At 65.7% G+C, this 14,560-nt stretch carries 16 protein-coding genes and 1 pseudogene; 8 read left to right on the top strand and 9 right to left on the bottom strand.

Annotated elements, in window-relative coordinates:
* The first annotated feature begins 24 nt into the window (after nt 1–24).
* Nucleotides 25–675, top strand: a complete 651-nt coding sequence (locus H4W80_RS64555) for an NACHT N-terminal helical domain 7-containing protein (RefSeq protein ID WP_378526583.1) — start codon at nt 25–27, stop codon at nt 673–675.
* Nucleotides 676–732: 57 nt separating this feature from the next.
* On the opposite strand, the gene H4W80_RS16325 is transcribed toward H4W80_RS64555, so the two are convergent.
* The gene (locus H4W80_RS16325) at nt 733–1,347 is read right to left on the bottom strand and encodes a hypothetical protein (protein ID WP_192785879.1); all 615 of its coding nucleotides are present in this window, start codon (nt 1,345–1,347) and stop codon (nt 733–735) included.
* A gap of 365 nt (nt 1,348–1,712) precedes the next feature.
* Between H4W80_RS16325 and H4W80_RS16330 the strand changes: the two genes are divergently transcribed.
* Together H4W80_RS16330 and H4W80_RS16335 are read left to right on the top strand one after the other, a co-directional pair.
* Entirely contained in the window at nt 1,713–3,842 is a 2,130-nt protein-coding gene (locus tag H4W80_RS16330; RefSeq protein ID WP_192785880.1) for a hypothetical protein, read from the top strand.
* Nucleotides 3,843–4,080: 238 nt separating this feature from the next.
* Nucleotides 4,081–4,395, top strand: a complete 315-nt coding sequence (locus tag H4W80_RS16335; protein WP_192785881.1) for a sensory rhodopsin transducer — start codon at nt 4,081–4,083, stop codon at nt 4,393–4,395.
* A 58-nt stretch (nt 4,396–4,453) separates the two neighbouring features.
* On the opposite strand, the gene H4W80_RS16340 is transcribed toward H4W80_RS16335, so the two are convergent.
* Nucleotides 4,454–5,404 carry a M48 family metallopeptidase gene (locus tag H4W80_RS16340; protein ID WP_192785882.1) on the bottom strand — a complete coding sequence of 317 codons (951 nt, stop codon included), beginning with the start codon at nt 5,402–5,404 and terminating at the stop codon, nt 4,454–4,456.
* 741 nt (nt 5,405–6,145) lie between these two features.
* On the opposite strand from H4W80_RS16340, the gene H4W80_RS16345 reads away from it, so the two are divergent.
* Complete coding sequence (locus H4W80_RS16345) at nt 6,146–6,487, top strand: type I CRISPR-associated protein Cas7 (RefSeq protein WP_318786896.1); 342 nt, start codon at nt 6,146–6,148, stop codon at nt 6,485–6,487.
* A 1,678-nt stretch (nt 6,488–8,165) separates the two neighbouring features.
* Nucleotides 8,166–8,489, top strand: coding sequence for a hypothetical protein (locus tag H4W80_RS16350; protein WP_192785884.1), 324 nt, complete (start codon nt 8,166–8,168; stop codon nt 8,487–8,489).
* Between the two features lie 85 nt (nt 8,490–8,574).
* Here the strand turns inward: H4W80_RS16350 and H4W80_RS16355 are convergent, their stop codons facing one another.
* From H4W80_RS16355 to H4W80_RS16375, 6 genes and pseudogenes are all read right to left on the bottom strand, one after another.
* On the bottom strand, nt 8,575–8,844 hold the full coding sequence (locus tag H4W80_RS16355) for a class I SAM-dependent methyltransferase (protein ID WP_192785885.1): 270 nt from the start codon (nt 8,842–8,844) through the stop codon (nt 8,575–8,577).
* A 231-nt stretch (nt 8,845–9,075) separates the two neighbouring features.
* A complete protein-coding gene (locus tag H4W80_RS64560) occupies nt 9,076–9,162 on the bottom strand; it encodes a hypothetical protein (RefSeq protein WP_378526630.1) in 87 nt (28 codons plus the stop codon).
* A 49-nt stretch (nt 9,163–9,211) separates the two neighbouring features.
* Nucleotides 9,212–10,276 (bottom strand): annotated as a pseudogene (fabV, locus tag H4W80_RS16360) (enoyl-[acyl-carrier-protein] reductase FabV); the annotation flags it as partial.
* A gap of 9 nt (nt 10,277–10,285) precedes the next feature.
* On the bottom strand, nt 10,286–10,558 hold the full coding sequence (locus H4W80_RS16365) for a phosphopantetheine-binding protein (RefSeq protein WP_192785886.1): 273 nt from the start codon (nt 10,556–10,558) through the stop codon (nt 10,286–10,288).
* Nucleotides 10,551–11,192, bottom strand: a complete 642-nt coding sequence (locus H4W80_RS16370) for a hypothetical protein (protein WP_192785887.1) — start codon at nt 11,190–11,192, stop codon at nt 10,551–10,553. The genes H4W80_RS16365 and H4W80_RS16370 overlap by 8 nt, the downstream gene beginning before the upstream one ends.
* Complete coding sequence (locus H4W80_RS16375; protein WP_192785888.1) at nt 11,186–11,494, bottom strand: 4Fe-4S cluster-binding domain-containing protein; 309 nt, start codon at nt 11,492–11,494, stop codon at nt 11,186–11,188. The genes H4W80_RS16370 and H4W80_RS16375 overlap by 7 nt, the downstream gene beginning before the upstream one ends.
* Before the next feature lie 470 nt (nt 11,495–11,964).
* Between H4W80_RS16375 and H4W80_RS16380 the strand changes: the two genes are divergently transcribed.
* On the top strand, nt 11,965–12,663 hold the full coding sequence (locus tag H4W80_RS16380) for an HAD family hydrolase (protein ID WP_192785889.1): 699 nt from the start codon (nt 11,965–11,967) through the stop codon (nt 12,661–12,663).
* 36 nt (nt 12,664–12,699) lie between these two features.
* On the opposite strand, the gene H4W80_RS60725 is transcribed toward H4W80_RS16380, so the two are convergent.
* Nucleotides 12,700–12,945, bottom strand: coding sequence for a UTRA domain-containing protein (locus H4W80_RS60725; RefSeq protein WP_225963477.1), 246 nt, complete (start codon nt 12,943–12,945; stop codon nt 12,700–12,702).
* Between the two features lie 18 nt (nt 12,946–12,963).
* On the opposite strand from H4W80_RS60725, the gene H4W80_RS60730 reads away from it, so the two are divergent.
* Both H4W80_RS60730 and H4W80_RS16390 read left to right on the top strand, forming a co-directional pair.
* A complete protein-coding gene (locus H4W80_RS60730) occupies nt 12,964–13,212 on the top strand; it encodes a tyrosine-type recombinase/integrase (RefSeq protein WP_318786897.1) in 249 nt (82 codons plus the stop codon).
* Between the two features lie 445 nt (nt 13,213–13,657).
* Nucleotides 13,658–14,449 (top strand): hypothetical protein, encoded by a 792-nt coding sequence (locus H4W80_RS16390; RefSeq protein WP_192785890.1) that lies wholly within the window; start codon nt 13,658–13,660, stop codon nt 14,447–14,449.
* Nucleotides 14,450–14,560: the final 111 nt, after the last annotated feature.

A 14,560-nucleotide genomic window follows, 5' to 3' on the forward strand; every position in this document is an offset into this window, starting at 1 on the left:
GAACGGCACAGCCGTACCGAACGCATGGAGGCCGCGCACACGATCCTGGTCATCACGACGTTCTTCGAGGCGGTCGGCTCCATCGATCTGCCGTTCAGCTCGCAGGACCTGCGGATGAGCAAGGAGGAGCAGGCGAAGCCGGCCCGGCGTTCGGGCATCGATCTGTCGCGCGGCCTCCCCCGTCCTTCGCCGTACCTTCCTTTCGAACAGGCCGAGCGAGCCGTCTTCGAGTTCTACGAAACGTACGGTCATCGCCTGCGGCCGTTCGTCATGGGACTGGAGGTCTGGGACGGGCTCGGCCCGTCCGAACGGGAGAAGGTCGTCGCCCAACTCGAGCGGAAGCTGCCGGAGCCGGCCGTCCGGCGATCTCCTGGCCGGCGCCGGCGACGACGGCGTCATCCTGTCGGACGTCGGTCCCGGCACGGCCCCGGCGCGGCGTGCCACGCTGCTCGGCCTGCCGGACGGCTGGGTCGCGCTGACGCCCGATGGGCGCTACAAGCAGATGGGCGAGGTGGCCGGGCAGTTCTGGTTCGTCGTCGGCAGAACTCGACGTGTACCTGCCGCCGGTCCGGCAGGTCCCGCTGGATCACCTTCTCGGGAGACGGTCATCGCACGCGATGCGACATCTGCGGCCGGCCGGCTCGGACAGATGGATCACGGCTTCACAGCGGGTGAGCGGGGCCCTTCAATCGCGTATGAGGGGGCGGGTACGGCGCACGACAGCCACCGCGCTCAGGTGCCGGGCATCAGTGCCGGTGCGACCAGTTTCATGAGGGCCAGCACGTCCGCCGCATTGTCCCGTCCCGCTGCACCGTGCTTGAGCCGGATACCGATCTCGGTTCCGTTCCTGAAGAGGTAGGCCCTGGCTTCGTTGGAGGGGTTCGGCTTACCACGGACCGGTCCGTAGTCGGCGGTCGGGCCCGCCCAGTAGACACCGATCGCATCAGGAAGCAGCTCCGGCATTGGCGTACCGCCGGCTCGGAGTCGCTTGTCGAACACGTTGTCCTTCCACTCCTCGCCGAGATCAGCGAGGTAGATCTCGAGCACTGCCCCTTGAGCGGGATCGTTACGGCTGGACACCTCGCACAGGTTGGCCGTGGCCACGGGGGCCGGCCCGAGATCGAAATGCCCGGACCACTCCAGGTCGGCGGAGAGCCCGGTCATCAGCTCAACCGCCTTGGCCGGAATGCCCGCGTCCCCGTAATCGCAGATGTACGCCCCGGCAGACGAAGGATCCGGGAGGGCGGAGGGCAAGGGGCTGAGGTCAGCCGGCGCCGTGTCCCTCTGACACGCGGACAGGGTTGTGCCGATCAACACCAGCAGCAGTGAAGTCAGCGTCCGTTTCATTCTTGCGCGCCTCCTCACTGTGCGAGTGGGCCGAAAAGCAGGTCTTGCGCCGTCGGAGTACGGAGCGCGTCCAGCCGCGGGTTCGATCCGATGCCGATGAGGTCTTCGTCCGTTCATGGCACAGCGCGGAATCTAGGCTCCTGGCCACACCCCCTGTCCTGCTGGAGGCCTCCATGTCCGGGCCTGATCAACTGATCGCCAAGTCGCGGGCCAGGCTGGCGCGGGTCCGCCTCTGGGTGCAGCTGCTGCCCCTGCTCGTACGCCCTGGATCTTCCGATCTCGGAGCCCGCCCAAGACCGACTTCACCTGCGGCGACGGGACGGACAACGAGCCGGTTGATCGGCGAGCGCCCGAAAGGCGACGTTGTGGATGATCGTCACACGTACGCCCGGAACAAGGTACGGCGGCAGGGCGTGGTCTGGCGGGCCTACGCGTTCACGGCGCGAAACCTGATCAGGCTGCTGGCGCCCGCCTTGCTGGTATTCCTGCCGATCGGCCTGCTCGCGGTGACGGTGCTGGTTGTGCTCGTGGACGGGTCGGCGGCGGTGGTCAACGGCGATTTCGAGCTGGTCGGCAGGCCTGAGCCGCCGCTGCTGGGGTGGGCGGCGGCCGTGCTGGTCGTCTCAGTGGCCGGGCAGGCGGTGGCGCTGCCCGCGACGGTGGTGCTCGCCGCCGGGCTGCTGGTCGGCAGGAACGTCTCCATCTCTGGCGCGCTGCGGGCCGCGGCACGGCGCTTGCCCGCGATGGCGGTGCTCGTCCTGGTCGGCGTGGTGGCGTTCACGGCGGCTCTGGCGGCCGGGCTCGGCATTCTCGTGTGGATCGGGGCGCAGGTCACGGCCTACGCGGTGATGGCGGTCCTGGCCCTGTTCGCGATGCCGTGCCTGCTGGCCGTGGCGCCCGTGGCTCTGGAGGGCCGGTCCGCGAAGGGTGCTCTCGCTCGCGCCTACCGGCTGACGGCCGGCGCCTCGGGGGCGACCGCGTTCACGCTGGCCTTCGGCGTCGCACTCTTCCCCATGCTGGCCGCCCAGGCGGCGAACCGGGCCGTCTCCGGGCTGCCCGTCGTGCCGGCCGTGGCAGGCTGCGTTCTGGCGCTGGTCGCCGTGCCGTTCCAGGCGGCGGTGATCGCCCGGCTGTTCCTGCACCGCCTGGTCGTCAAGGGGACGATCGCCGAGTTCAAGAAGATCGTCGACGGCCTGCCCGAGAGCGCGCCGCGCCCGGCCAGGCCCGTGCGGGTACTGGCGGCGCTCCTGCTGCCCGGCCTGCTGTACGGCGGCGCGGTGCTGATCAACCCGCTCGGCTGGCCGGAGGTCTCGGAGACGGCCGTCACGGAGACCTGGCCGCGCGACCCGGATTCCGAGGCGTTCGGGGAGGACGGGCGTCCCAAGCCGGAGCTCGGCGCGTCGGACCTGCGAGCCCTGTACGCGGGCCAGGGCGGGCGCATGGTCATGCTCATGGACGACTTCGAACCGGCGAAGCTGCTGACCTGCATGGACAGCACCTGCACGCGAACCCGGTTCACCTGGGCCGAGCCGGTCGGCGCCCGCGGGTACACAGCGGCCGGCGCCCGGCTGGCGGACGGCCGTCTCGTCGTGTCGACATGGGCGCAGGAGGGCACGGACGAAGACGGGCTGGTACTGCACCTCGACAAATGGCGCGCCCGGCTCGGGCTCCTGCTCTGCGACGCGACGGCCTGCGTACCGGCCCCTGGCGGCAGGCCCATCACGGAGGTGACATCGTCCAGGCAGGACAGGACGGTCGCTCTCGCGGCACGGCCCGGCGGCGGCCTGCTGGTCGCTCAGTCCTACACGCTCCCGTTGGGTGAGCGTGACATCGCCGAGGAAGGGCTCTCGATCACCACCTGCGACGATCCGGCTTGCACCCGTCCGCGCACGAAGGAGGTCGCCAAACTTCCCGTCAGCAGATATCGGGACGAGCACCGCGGCCTCATCGCGGGCGTGGGCCCCGACGACCGGCCCGTTGTGCTGCGGTTCGACCTCGAAACCGGCGCGGTCTTCGTGATCTCCTGCGACGACCCCGCCTGCGCCCGGGCACGCGTGGGGCGGCCCGTCCGAGGTTCGGCCGATTACCCCGACGGCCAAGCCGGCGCTGCCATGCTGGTCCGGGCCGACGGCCGGCCTCTGATCGCCTACCTGGACGTACGCGACGGCGCGATCAAGCTGCTCGACTGCCGCACCCGCGCGTGCTCGCAGGCCGGCACCACCACGCTCTCCGAACCCGGTCACAACGCGGCGCCGGCGATGGTGCCGGACCGAGACGGGCGCGTGCTGGTGGCCTACCAGGACCTCGACCGCGAACAGGTCGTCATCGCCACTTGTACGGGGACGCGCTGCACCCGGACCCCCGTCACGACGATCCGGCGTAGTGGCGGCCACGGCCTGGCCATGGCGCTGGACGGCCGCGGCCGGCCGGTGCTCGCCTGGGTGGACTTCGGGGGTTGGGGCGACTGGGACCTGGTTGTCACCACGCCGCTCTGACGCAAGGAGCAGGTGACCTCGATGGAGCACGTCGAACGACTGCGCAAGGGCGGCGCGCTCGAACCGGGCGCGCCCACGCTCGGGTCGGCAGGGCCTGGACCTGCGCGGTCACCATGCGCCGGCGTTCAGCTGCCAGAGGCCGGTCACCCCGGAGCGCACTACATGCGTGACTGTGAGATAGATCCAGATTTGTCGGGGTAGCGGGACAACTGTCGCACTAAGCAGACGGGAGTCGCACATGAGCACCATGGTGGGGAACTGGAAAATGGCGATCGCCGACGGGTGCATGCCCGGCGACCAGCTCAGCCTGCTCAACGTCAGCTCCGGCAACGCCCACGTCGAGCTGACGTTCTGTGCGGAGGGCGGGCAGCCGCTGGGGCCGTTCCGCTTGATCATTCCCCCGCAGCGCACGCAGTCTCCGATTCTGGAGGACCTGGTCGATTCCGGCCTCCCGTCCCCGAGCCTGCCGTATTCGGTCGTGGTGGTCTCGGACGTGCCGGTCCTCGTGCAGCCCCACCCTGCCGACCAGAAGTTGCGGCGGTCGGCGGCCTGACCATGAACGTGGCGCCGGCACGCCGACGCAACCGGCGCCGCCGTCCGATCTGATCGGGTCAGTGGTAGAGGGCTGATCGGGCGGCGTCTCTGACGGTCCCGGCCACGCGGCAGGCGGCTTGCTCCAGCTCAGGCTGCACCTTCTCAACCTCCGCCGCCCCTACTTCTCCCTCCACGTACGGCAGTCGTCGCACCCGGTCCATCCGCAGGTACGTCGGCGGATGCGTGCGGTCCACGCGGGCCTTCTCCTCGCGGGCGGCCTGGCGACGACGTTCGAGCTCCTCGTCCGGGATCTCGGCCACCCTTGCCCGCAGTTCGTCCCACAGATCCGAGGCCCCCAAGACGACCGCGCTCGGCTCCAGGAAGCTCTCGGCCGAGGGCACACGGGTGGTCAGCGCATCGAGCATCGAGACCATGGCCCGGGAGCCCGCCACCCGCGCGCCCAGCTCGTCAGCCCGGTATTCGGCCCGCTGCGACGAGCGGTGCAGCAGTAGCTCCAACGCGATGCTGAGTCCCCGTACGGGAAGAGCGGCCAGCGCCAGCACGGCCTGCGCGAAGAGATTGGCCAGACCCTCGTCCTCATGCCAGTCGAACCTCGTCACCTCACGAAGCTCCCTGAGGGAGTGCAGCGCGCTGCCCACGAGGAGTCCGTGCCTGGCGTCGCCGTTGCTGGAATGGGCCATCTCGTGCGCGAGAACCGCGATGCGCTCCTGCGGTGTGAGGATCGACCAGAGCGGATAGCCGATCATGACCAGGCGCCGGCGCCGCCATCCGTACGTGCCGAACGCCGCGTTCACCATGCCGCAGAGGGCCACGACGTCGGTTTTCGGCGCTCCCACCCCGGCGCCGATCCGGTCGAGGAGAGCGTACAGATTCGGTGCTTCCTCGCGCGTCAGCGGCTGAACGTCGGCGGGGAAGCGAGGGATGCGGGGGCGGACCAGCCACGCCAGGCCGAGAGCCACGACGCCGAGGAAGATGGCGAAGGGCGTCAGGCGGAAGAGCAGGTACACGCCGACAACGAGGAAGGCCGGGGCGAGGAGGTGAACCAGGCAGGCCAGGGCATAGGAGGCGATGCGTGCCAGGCCTGCAGATAAGCCAGACGCTGATGATGAGTCAGAGGACATGACACAGCAACGTGCCAGAACGCGGACACGTTTGTCACTCACGCCCCGTTTCCATGATCGGAGACAAGGCGTCTTCACATGCTCCGCGAGCTGCCAAAGGGAATGCCGGACCGACCGAGAACATCGCGCGGCGATGGACGGGAGCTTCCCAGGTGACGACCATGGAGCAGGACAGCCCCGTGAAAGATCAAAAGGGCCACGTCCCGCGTTGGGTGGCTCCCATAATTGGCTCCCCGCAGCTCCTTCTTAGCAAGACGGAGGTCATCATGTCTGCAAGATCAATAAGAGCTCCGACCCAGGACAAAACCTGCGGCAGATCGACCACCCTGCCAGGACGGTCCGCCACCGACCGGACCGCCTCTCGGCCGCTCAACGGGAAGAATGGACGGTGCTCCTCCGCCAAGCAACCAGCACGACCTTGATCATTATGTCCTGCTGGAGAATTCGGCCACACCACCCAGTGGAATATCGACTCCAGTGTGATCAAGGTTGCGACCTCGGTCGCCCCGGAGGACCACCGCCACCCGACGTGGAGGGCGAGGGCGTGGTTGGTGCCCGCGTCGCGACTCTCGGTCGCCCCGGAGGGCGACCGCCACCGTCTCGTACGCCTCGACCTTCCCGAACCCCGTGTTCCCCGTCGACCACGCCATCACTCGCATCACCCAAACTCGCCAAGCCGGCATCGACAAAGGCGAACGCACCGAAATGGGTTCCAAATGGACCGTTCACTACGGCCTGTATCGCGTGCATGCCTACTACAGCACCGCCCACGGTCTCCAAACCGGCATCACCAGCCAAGACCTCGACACCCTCTGGCAAGCTCTGACCAACATATTCGACCACGACCGCAGCGCCACTCGCGGCGAAATGGCCATCCAAGGCCTCTACATCTTCAGCCACGACAACGCCTTCGGCTGCGCCCGCGCCACAACTCTCTTCGACCGCATCAAAGTCACACCCCTCATCTGATGCGAAGCAGACCGCGAGGGATCATGCACTAACAGCAAGGCAGCGCCAGCCGCACCTGGTGCTGCCGACTACAGCATTACCAGGCATCTGATGACCGTCCTTACAGACGGACGAGAACTGAAACGGGACGAGGGCCGGAGCCCGGGTCACGTGAGTCCCGTATCTAAACTTGAGAACTGAAGACAGAAGCAAGACACAGTCGAGCAAGGCGGTCGTCATCACCGGCGGCCGAGGATCGCAACCCGGTGGACGACCGGGCCCCAGCCGTCAACCTGATCGCAGCCACCCAACGCCCCTCCAAGGACGCCATGGGCAAGAGCGCGGTCCGCGCACAGATGGATGTCCGGCTGTGCTTCCGCGTTCGGGAACCCCGCGACGGTGATCTCATCCTGGGCCAGGGCATGGTCAAGCCGGCTCGCACCCCCACAAGTTCGACGCCCCCGGCAAGTTCCTGATCAGCTTTCCGGAACACGACATCCCCCGCCGCGCGCGCACGTACCTCCTCGACGACGAGGGCGTACAGACCACCGCCGAACGGCATGCCCAACACCGGCCGTCCCTCGACGAGGTATCGGCTCAAGCCCTGCAACGCGCGACTGAGACGCCCGCCCCGCCGCCACAACCCGCCGTCCGACCGTCACCCCGGCACGCCCGCGACAACGCCGTACGGGAAGCCGAGGAGGCCCTGACAACCGCGCTGAGGCAGGCCCCCGCCGACGGGACAAGCGTCGGTGATCTCATGCGCGCAACCGGCATGCGTCGCACCTGGGTCTACCAACGCCTCCAAGAACTAGGCCATGCGCGCCAGGTCGAACAGGTCGCGCGGGTCGCGCGGGGACGCTGGCGCGCCCTCCCCGCGATCCACGATCCGTTATCCGAGGTTGTAAGGCAACTAAGGGCCCTCGTCGCGCGGATCGCCGCAGTGGCCGCTGAGGCGGGCAACGGCGTCCTGCTGCCAGGCTCCGTCACCGAGGAGGCATCACCGCGATCGCCGCCGAGGTTGCTACTCCCTGCTGGCTCTTCGCTTTGGAGCGGAGCAAGCTCCAGCCCAGACACCTTCAGGCTCGTCCTCGTTCGTCTGATCAGGCGTACCGTCGATCACTAATTCTAGTGTGATGAGACCTGCGGTTTCAGTCAAATTTCAGCGGTAATTCAGGGCCGCGCGAGAACCTGATTTCCGGAAGTCAAAAGCTCTTCCGCCGCCGAGTTAGGACGACGCGGCTAACTCCTGTCTCCTCGGAGAGATCTTGCGCATTCGGATAAGCAAGCCCATCGCAATCAGCGGTGCGATCCTCGCCCTTACCGCGGGCATTGTGACAGCTGGCGGAGCTCCTGCCGCCGCAGCCGTCGGCGGAGCCCCTGCCGCCGCAGCCGCTGACGGCACCTGCGTGGCTGGTTGGGGCGTGCGATCAGTCAGGCGATTCGTCCCCGACCGTCTCTACAGCTGTGTGGGAGGGGAAGGACTCGATGTCATCTGCTGGCAGCCAGGCGAACTGGACGGCAGCGGATCCAACGTCTGGTATCGGGTGCGAGTGATCAAGGCCCAGGTCACCGGCTGGATTCACAAAACTGGGACCAATGGCGTCAAGGGCGCAACCCTCTGCTAGATCATGCCTGGTACCCCCCCTCATTCATCTGCCGAATGCTGTGAACCGGCACATCCTCGATCAGGGACTCGATGAACAGAAAACTTGCCGCATTCGTTTCCGCCCTTCTGATCAGCTTTAGTGTTGGCTTCGCCGCTCCTGCCGCGTCGGCGACCGTCCTGCACGACACGACGATCGCGAGCGCTGTAGCGAGCCCACCGCTCAAGACATGCGACATCAGCGCCAACCTCAACACGACAGCGACCGTTTACATCTCGGCATGTCGCAAGGCGGGTATTCGTAAGGTATTCCCCGGTCAATATCTGAACGTAGTCATCGGCAAGATCAAAGAAGACCGGACCGCCGCAGGCAAGAGGGCCTGGAAGCTTCTCAACGAGCAACGATGGAGAAAGTGACGGGTCGGATTCAGCGCTGGGCAATGCCAGCGCCAGTACGGAGTGCCGTGCTCCCTCGCGAGGAGAGCACGGCACGTTCGGTGTGTCACCTCGTCCACAACCCGATGATCCCGTCCTGGTATTTGCCGTAGAAAGTGTCCAGGCTGGTGACGTGAGTGGGATCCATCGCCAGGACATCCCAGACCTGAGGATTCGGGGTCGTCACCACCACACCCTTGGTTGCGTGCCGTTGAAGGGCCCGGACCAGCCGCTCGGGCTTGTCCAGGTGCTCCAGTAATTCAAGAGCGGCGAACCAGTCGTATTGCCGGGGCGGCGTCCACTCGTTCAGGTCGACGCCGTCGACCCAGGCATCCACGGGCATGTACCGTCCCCGCCATCCCCAGGAGACTTTGAGACACACGTCCAGCTCTGTCAGCCCAGCTCCTACATCGGCGAGGATGTCGAAGTTGGAGAAGCCCGCCGAGTAGAGCCTGTCGGCTGCAGCGTCGTAGCGCGCGCCGGCTTTCGTACTCGACCCGCGAGGAAGCCGCAGATACTCCTCAGCTTCCGCATCCGATCGCGATCAACCATCATCTACTCCCTAGTCTTATTTCAAGGTCGGCCAGGGAAGATCCGGCTCACAGGGCGCGGCGTAGTCGACGCCCTCCACGTCGAACCCGTACAGGCGACGCACCTCGCCAGTGAACCAGCCGATGTCGGCCAGGTCCCCCGATGTTGTCCTGGGTGACCTTCTCCCATCGCTCAGTCACCTTCTCCTGAACGAGGGGGTGCAGCTCCCACCGGTCGAGGCGCAGCCGGTTCGCCTCGTCAAGGGTGAGATCCCGGACCCCGGTGAGCTGGTCCCACATCTCGACCGCCTGCGTCATCGGGGACTGCATCAGCTCGCTGAGTACGCCGCGCAGCAGGCTGGTGTAGAGGGCAATTCCGGGGATCGCCGTGGATGCCTGGGTGACGGCCGCGCCGTTGACCGACGTCAGCGCCCGCCCGCCCACCGATTGAAGATCTCCATTCAGCGTGAGCGCGGTCTCCTCCAGGTGGGCCTTGGCGGCGCCGATCGTGCCCTGCCGGTAGATCCGCTCGGTGAGGTGCGACCCAATGTAGGACAGCGCCACCGTCGTGAACCCATCACGCAAGAGGCCGCTGTCGGCCAGGGCGTAAATCCAAAGGGCCCAGTCCTCCCCGCCCATGACCTTGATCGTGGCGGCCTTCTCATCTTCGGTGGCCGGTTCGACCTGGACGTCCTTCAGTGTCGGGGTGTCCCCACTGAAGTCCAGGGTCTTGGTGCCGTAGCCCTGCCCGAGGGGCTTCAGCTCCGACTGGTAGGTCTGGCCGGAGACCGGGTCAGTCCGTCGCGGCGCGGCGATGCTGTAGATCAGGTAGTCGATACCGCCCTCGAACCTCTTGCCGAGGAGGTCGAGCACCTGCTGCTTCGTGTCGTGCGCGAAGGCGTCGCCGTTGACGAAGGAGAAGTCGCTGCCGGCCGCTGCCGCGAGTTCGGCGGTCGCGACGGTGCGGTACCAGCCCGCGGTGGCCGTACGCCGGTCGGTCGGCGGTCGCTCGAAGGCCAGTCCGACGCCCTGCATGTCGTACCGGCGGATCCCGGCGATGGTGGCGGCCAGGCCGTACCCGGCGCTGGACCCGATGATCAGGGCGGTCGGCCGGTCGCGGCCCGCTGCGGGGGCAGGAGCGACCTGGTCGCGCATGTCTTGGACGATCTTGGCGCATCCGCCCGGATGGGAGTCGAACATAAGGAACCCACGCCCGCGCGGTTCGATGATTCGTGTCATCGTTGTGCCTTATCTGGTCGGGCCTGCGGGCGACCTCGTGCCCGCGAGGCGTTGGACGATCGTGATGAGGTCACCGATCGTGTGAGCCTGGCCGGTGTCCTCGTCCGGGATCGTGATGCTGAACTGCATTTCGAGCTGCCTGATCAGCCGTAGCGGCGCGAGGCTATCGACCCCCGGATCATTCCAGAGGTGCAACGCCGAGCCTTTGCAGTCGGCTGGTGTGAGGCGAGCAACTGCGACGACTGCGGCCATCACCTGCTCCTCGATGAGCGCGTCATCCACGAAGGGCTCCCTTTGGGCGGACGCGCGACCACAAGGCGTCGGCGGGCACCAGCGGCAGGTCCGTGCGGGTGAGGGTGCGCTGGCCGGTGCGCTGCTCGAAGTCGTCGATGAGGATCTTGCATGACCCGCAGAAGCTTCCGCACGTCATCTGTTCGGTCTCTGCGCGGAGGATCACGTCGTGCAGCGCCTTCAGGCCGCCGCGTGCGCGTACGGTGGCGACGTAGGGCGACTGGTTCGTCCGGGCCAGGATGTCACGGACCGGTTCGGCGAAGATGTCGCCGAAACCCAACTTGTTCGGCACGTTGAACGCCGCGCACGCGTACATGCTCCCGTTGGCCTTGAGAAGCGCGGTGGGCAGCATGCAGGAGCCCACGGTGGGGGCGAAGCAGTCGTAGCACGCGTCCATCCACTCGGCCACCGTCGTGTGGCCCGGCCGGCGGATGTCCGCCTGACCCGGCAGGCGCTCGTTTTCCAGGTAGACCCGCATCGTGCTGTGAACTCGGTCGTGAGGGAAGTCGCCGTAGGTCCGCTCGTACAGCTCCATGAGCTGATAGATCTTGTGCTGCCGGTCGGCTGGGTCGGCGAGGCTGGAGACGGCGATGTTCAGGTTCCGGTCGGTGAACTCGGTCACCACGTGGTGGATGATGCTGGCGACCCGGTCCAGAGGCGTGATCCCCAGATGCCGTTCGTGGTGAGCTTGCTGATCTCCACGATGCCGCGGGCTTGGGACATGAACCGCAGCAGGGCACGCATCGCGACAAACGGCTCCCCGCCGGTGATGGCGACGCTGGGGAGTCCGACGTCGGCGAACTCGGCCAGCAGGTGGTCGAGTTGAGCATCAGGCAGGGAGCGGCCAGCTTGGAGGGACTGGGCGCCCATACCGCAGCTTGGGCAGACGTCGTTGCACTTCTTCGTGATCTCGAACTCGATTCGCATTGGCCGGTAGGGGGCTTCGGCCAGGCCCGCTTAGTCCAGCGGCCGAGGATGAGGTCGAACACGTCCGACCTCTTGGATGCGTACTTCCTCCGGTAGGGGACCACTGGGCCGCGACCGTGGATGAACGTCGCGTGGCCTTCTTTGATCACTTCAGTCTCCGCTGAGTCTCCGTGGTGGAGTGGGGACCGGCCGTGGGGCTGCGAATCAGCGGCGCAGCCCCACGGCCTGTTCGCCCCGGCCTCGTGCGCCGGGGTGAGGGTGCCGTGACCGTACGGGCGGGTGTGGGGCCACGGCTGGGGAAGGTCAGTAAGTGTTCAGTCGGTGGGCAAGCCAGATGCGGCCCGCCACGGCGTCGGCCGGCGCGGACGGCCAGGACGGAACCCGCGACAGCAGCTCATCTGCCTGTTGTGGGCTGTGGCCAGCCTGGACCAGGCGCGGGGCGAACGTAGCAGTGACGGCTGGAGGGATCTATGGCAGCACGCCGAATCGTGCTCTGGGACATCGACCACACACTCATCGATACGAGGGGCGTTGGCCGTGAGCTGTCAGCCCAGGCGTTTGAGCAAGTGACTGGCGTGCCAATGCGCACGCAGGCGAAGATCGACGGAATTACCGAATCCGTGATCTTCCGGGAGACCGCAAAGCTGCATGGTCTGAAGACCAACCGAGAAGGCTTCGAGCGGTTCGCCTCAGCTCTCACCAAAGCACACCTCGCGCGAGCGACCGATCTGCGGGAGCGCGGCCACGCCCTACCAGGTGCAGCTGCGGCCCTCGATGCACTGGGCGCGATGCCTGGGGTTCTGCAGACCGTGTTGACTGGAAACGTTCGTATGGTTGCCGAGATCAAGCTCCAGGTCTTCGGCCTCGATAGACACATCCGTTGGGACATTGGCGCATACGGCGAAGACGACGACATTCGTGCTGAGCTGGTGCGTATCGCTCTTGGGCGGGCCGCGTCCGCACTCGGGGAGCCGGCCGCGCCCGCGGATGCAGTGCTCATTGGTGACACGCCCGCGGATGTGGAGGCTGCGCTAGAAAATGGGGTGCCGGTAGTCGCTGTGGCATCTGGGCGCAGTTCCGTTGATGACTTGCGCGATGCTGGCGCGGTTCGCATCCTGCCAACCCTTGCGGACACGGAGGCGGTCGTGGCCATGGTGCGTGAAGCGTAGCCGCTCAGCTAGCCTCGGCCTGGTGATGTAAGTCAATCAAAGGCTCTTCAGCGGCAGGTCGTTGGTCTGGAAGCGGATCCGCCGTGCGTTCGCTACCCGGTGCAGCAGTTCCACCGGCTGAGCTTCTCCATCCTGGGTGACGCGCTCAGCGGTCAGGACGGACACGCCGGGCCGGAGCCGCAGCGCATCTGCTTCGTCCTTCGTCGCCGTCCGCGCGCCGATGAGTTCGCGCACACGGGCCGTCGCGGGGTCGAGCACGTTGGCGGCGATGAGCGCGGCCAAAATGCCGACGCGTCAAACGTGCGACGGGCATTCCGTAAGATCACCAAGCAAGCGGGGATCGGAACCGCCTGGACGCCCCGCGAACTGCGTCACTCGTTCGTCTCCATCATGAGTGACCAGGGCGTGCCTATCGAGACCATCGCCGATCTCGTCGGGCACGCGGGCACCAGCGTCACGGAAGCGGTCTACCGGCACCAGCTCAGGCCGGTGACCACCAAAGGTGCCCACACGATGAACATCATCTTCGGCGACAGCCGACACGGGTAGAGAGTCCGAGTGAGATGGCTCCCCGATTGGCTCCCATCGACTTCCAGACACGAAAAACGGGGCTCCGGATCTCTCCGAAACCCCGTCTCAGCTGCATCTTCGTGGTGGGCGATACTGGGATCGAACCAGTGACCTCTTCGGTGTGAACTCGCGGCGTGAAGGTCGCCAGAAGTCGTTGTGGAGGTCGGGAGACGTCCAGAGATCGCCAATGGTCAGTGTTGGTTGATGGGGTCGCTGCACTCTACTGCTGCACCAACCGGCCCTAGACCAAGGGCTAATTGGTAGGGGCGGAGACCTCCCTCACTGGACGGCGGTGACGACCATGCCTAGGAACGAGCTTCTGTAGTGCAAAGCTTGAGCGAAATCGAGCCAATTTGCAGATCTCATAGATCTTTTTGATATCAGCAGGGCACTGGAATTAGCGTGTCCGTGAAAGCATGCCGACATGACCTCTCCATCGCCCGGCGATAAAAACGCAAACTCAGGGCGCCCAAAGATAACCATCGCCATACTTGTGACTACAGCCATCATCGCAGCCGCAGCAGCTTTTGGGGAAAAGATTGCTGACAAGGTCGTAGAGTTTATAAGCAGACCACCCAAGGTAACCTTGTCAGCAGTTGAAGACACAGGCGAGTGCATCAATTCATATGTTTTCAAAAAACCAATGTCTCAGGTTCCCGTTTTCAGGTCTGGCCAGAATTGGACAACATGGGGCGAGTCCAATGGTGGCGTTGTAGCAGACTTTGCGTCCGTGACCGTTAACGTAGCTGGCGAAAATACAGACAAAATAACAATTACCGGAATACGGTTTTTCGTTGTAAAACGCCGCCCCCCGATCGAAGGAGCTGTGGTGCGCCCTGACTGTGGCGGTGCGGAGGAAGCTGCATTCGTTCGCGTCAACCTTGACAAAGATCCCCCTGAGATCGCGTCTTCCTCACGCGTACCGAGCCTCCCAGGTGGTGCCGACTGGAAAGTCACACCAATCACCTTCCCGTGGACAGTGAGCAATACCGACACACTAACACTACTCGTGTATGCGGACGCAACTGATTGCTATTGCACGTGGAGAGGAGAACTTAGCTGGCAGTCCGGTGACAGCCATGGAACGCTTGCAATCGACAATAATGGCAAACCGTTTGAGATAACTTCCTCATCTGAATCGAAACGATATATCCCTAATCAAGGAGTGGGGTGGACAGTGAGCGAGACCGATGAAAGGCCGAACCCGCCCAATTAGGGATCTGGCGCCTGCGGGCTACTTCACTGTTCCTCCAGTGACGTCCTGCGTTGTATCTGCCCCCTGATCCTCTGCGATGGTGTTGTGGTCATCTCCTCGTCGGGCAGGCGT

The organism is Nonomuraea angiospora (genome assembly GCF_014873145.1).
Lineage (GTDB): Bacteria > Actinomycetota > Actinomycetes > Streptosporangiales > Streptosporangiaceae > Nonomuraea > Nonomuraea angiospora.

What these genes read in the sequence shown, in the direction of transcription:
- H4W80_RS16375 (WP_192785888.1), bottom strand. Translation starts at nt 11,494, where the DNA reads ATGCGAATCGAGTTCGAGATCACGAAGAAGTGCAACGACGTCTGCCCA.
- H4W80_RS16380 (WP_192785889.1), top strand. Translation starts at nt 11,965, where the DNA reads ATGGCAGCACGCCGAATCGTGCTCTGGGACATCGACCACACACTCATC.
- H4W80_RS64555 (WP_378526583.1), top strand. Translation starts at nt 25, where the DNA reads ATGGAGGCCGCGCACACGATCCTGGTCATCACGACGTTCTTCGAGGCG.
- H4W80_RS16350 (WP_192785884.1), top strand. Translation starts at nt 8,166, where the DNA reads ATGAACAGAAAACTTGCCGCATTCGTTTCCGCCCTTCTGATCAGCTTT.
- H4W80_RS16390 (WP_192785890.1), top strand. Translation starts at nt 13,658, where the DNA reads ATGACCTCTCCATCGCCCGGCGATAAAAACGCAAACTCAGGGCGCCCA.
- H4W80_RS16325 (WP_192785879.1), bottom strand. Translation starts at nt 1,347, where the DNA reads ATGAAACGGACGCTGACTTCACTGCTGCTGGTGTTGATCGGCACAACC.
- H4W80_RS16335 (WP_192785881.1), top strand. Translation starts at nt 4,081, where the DNA reads ATGAGCACCATGGTGGGGAACTGGAAAATGGCGATCGCCGACGGGTGC.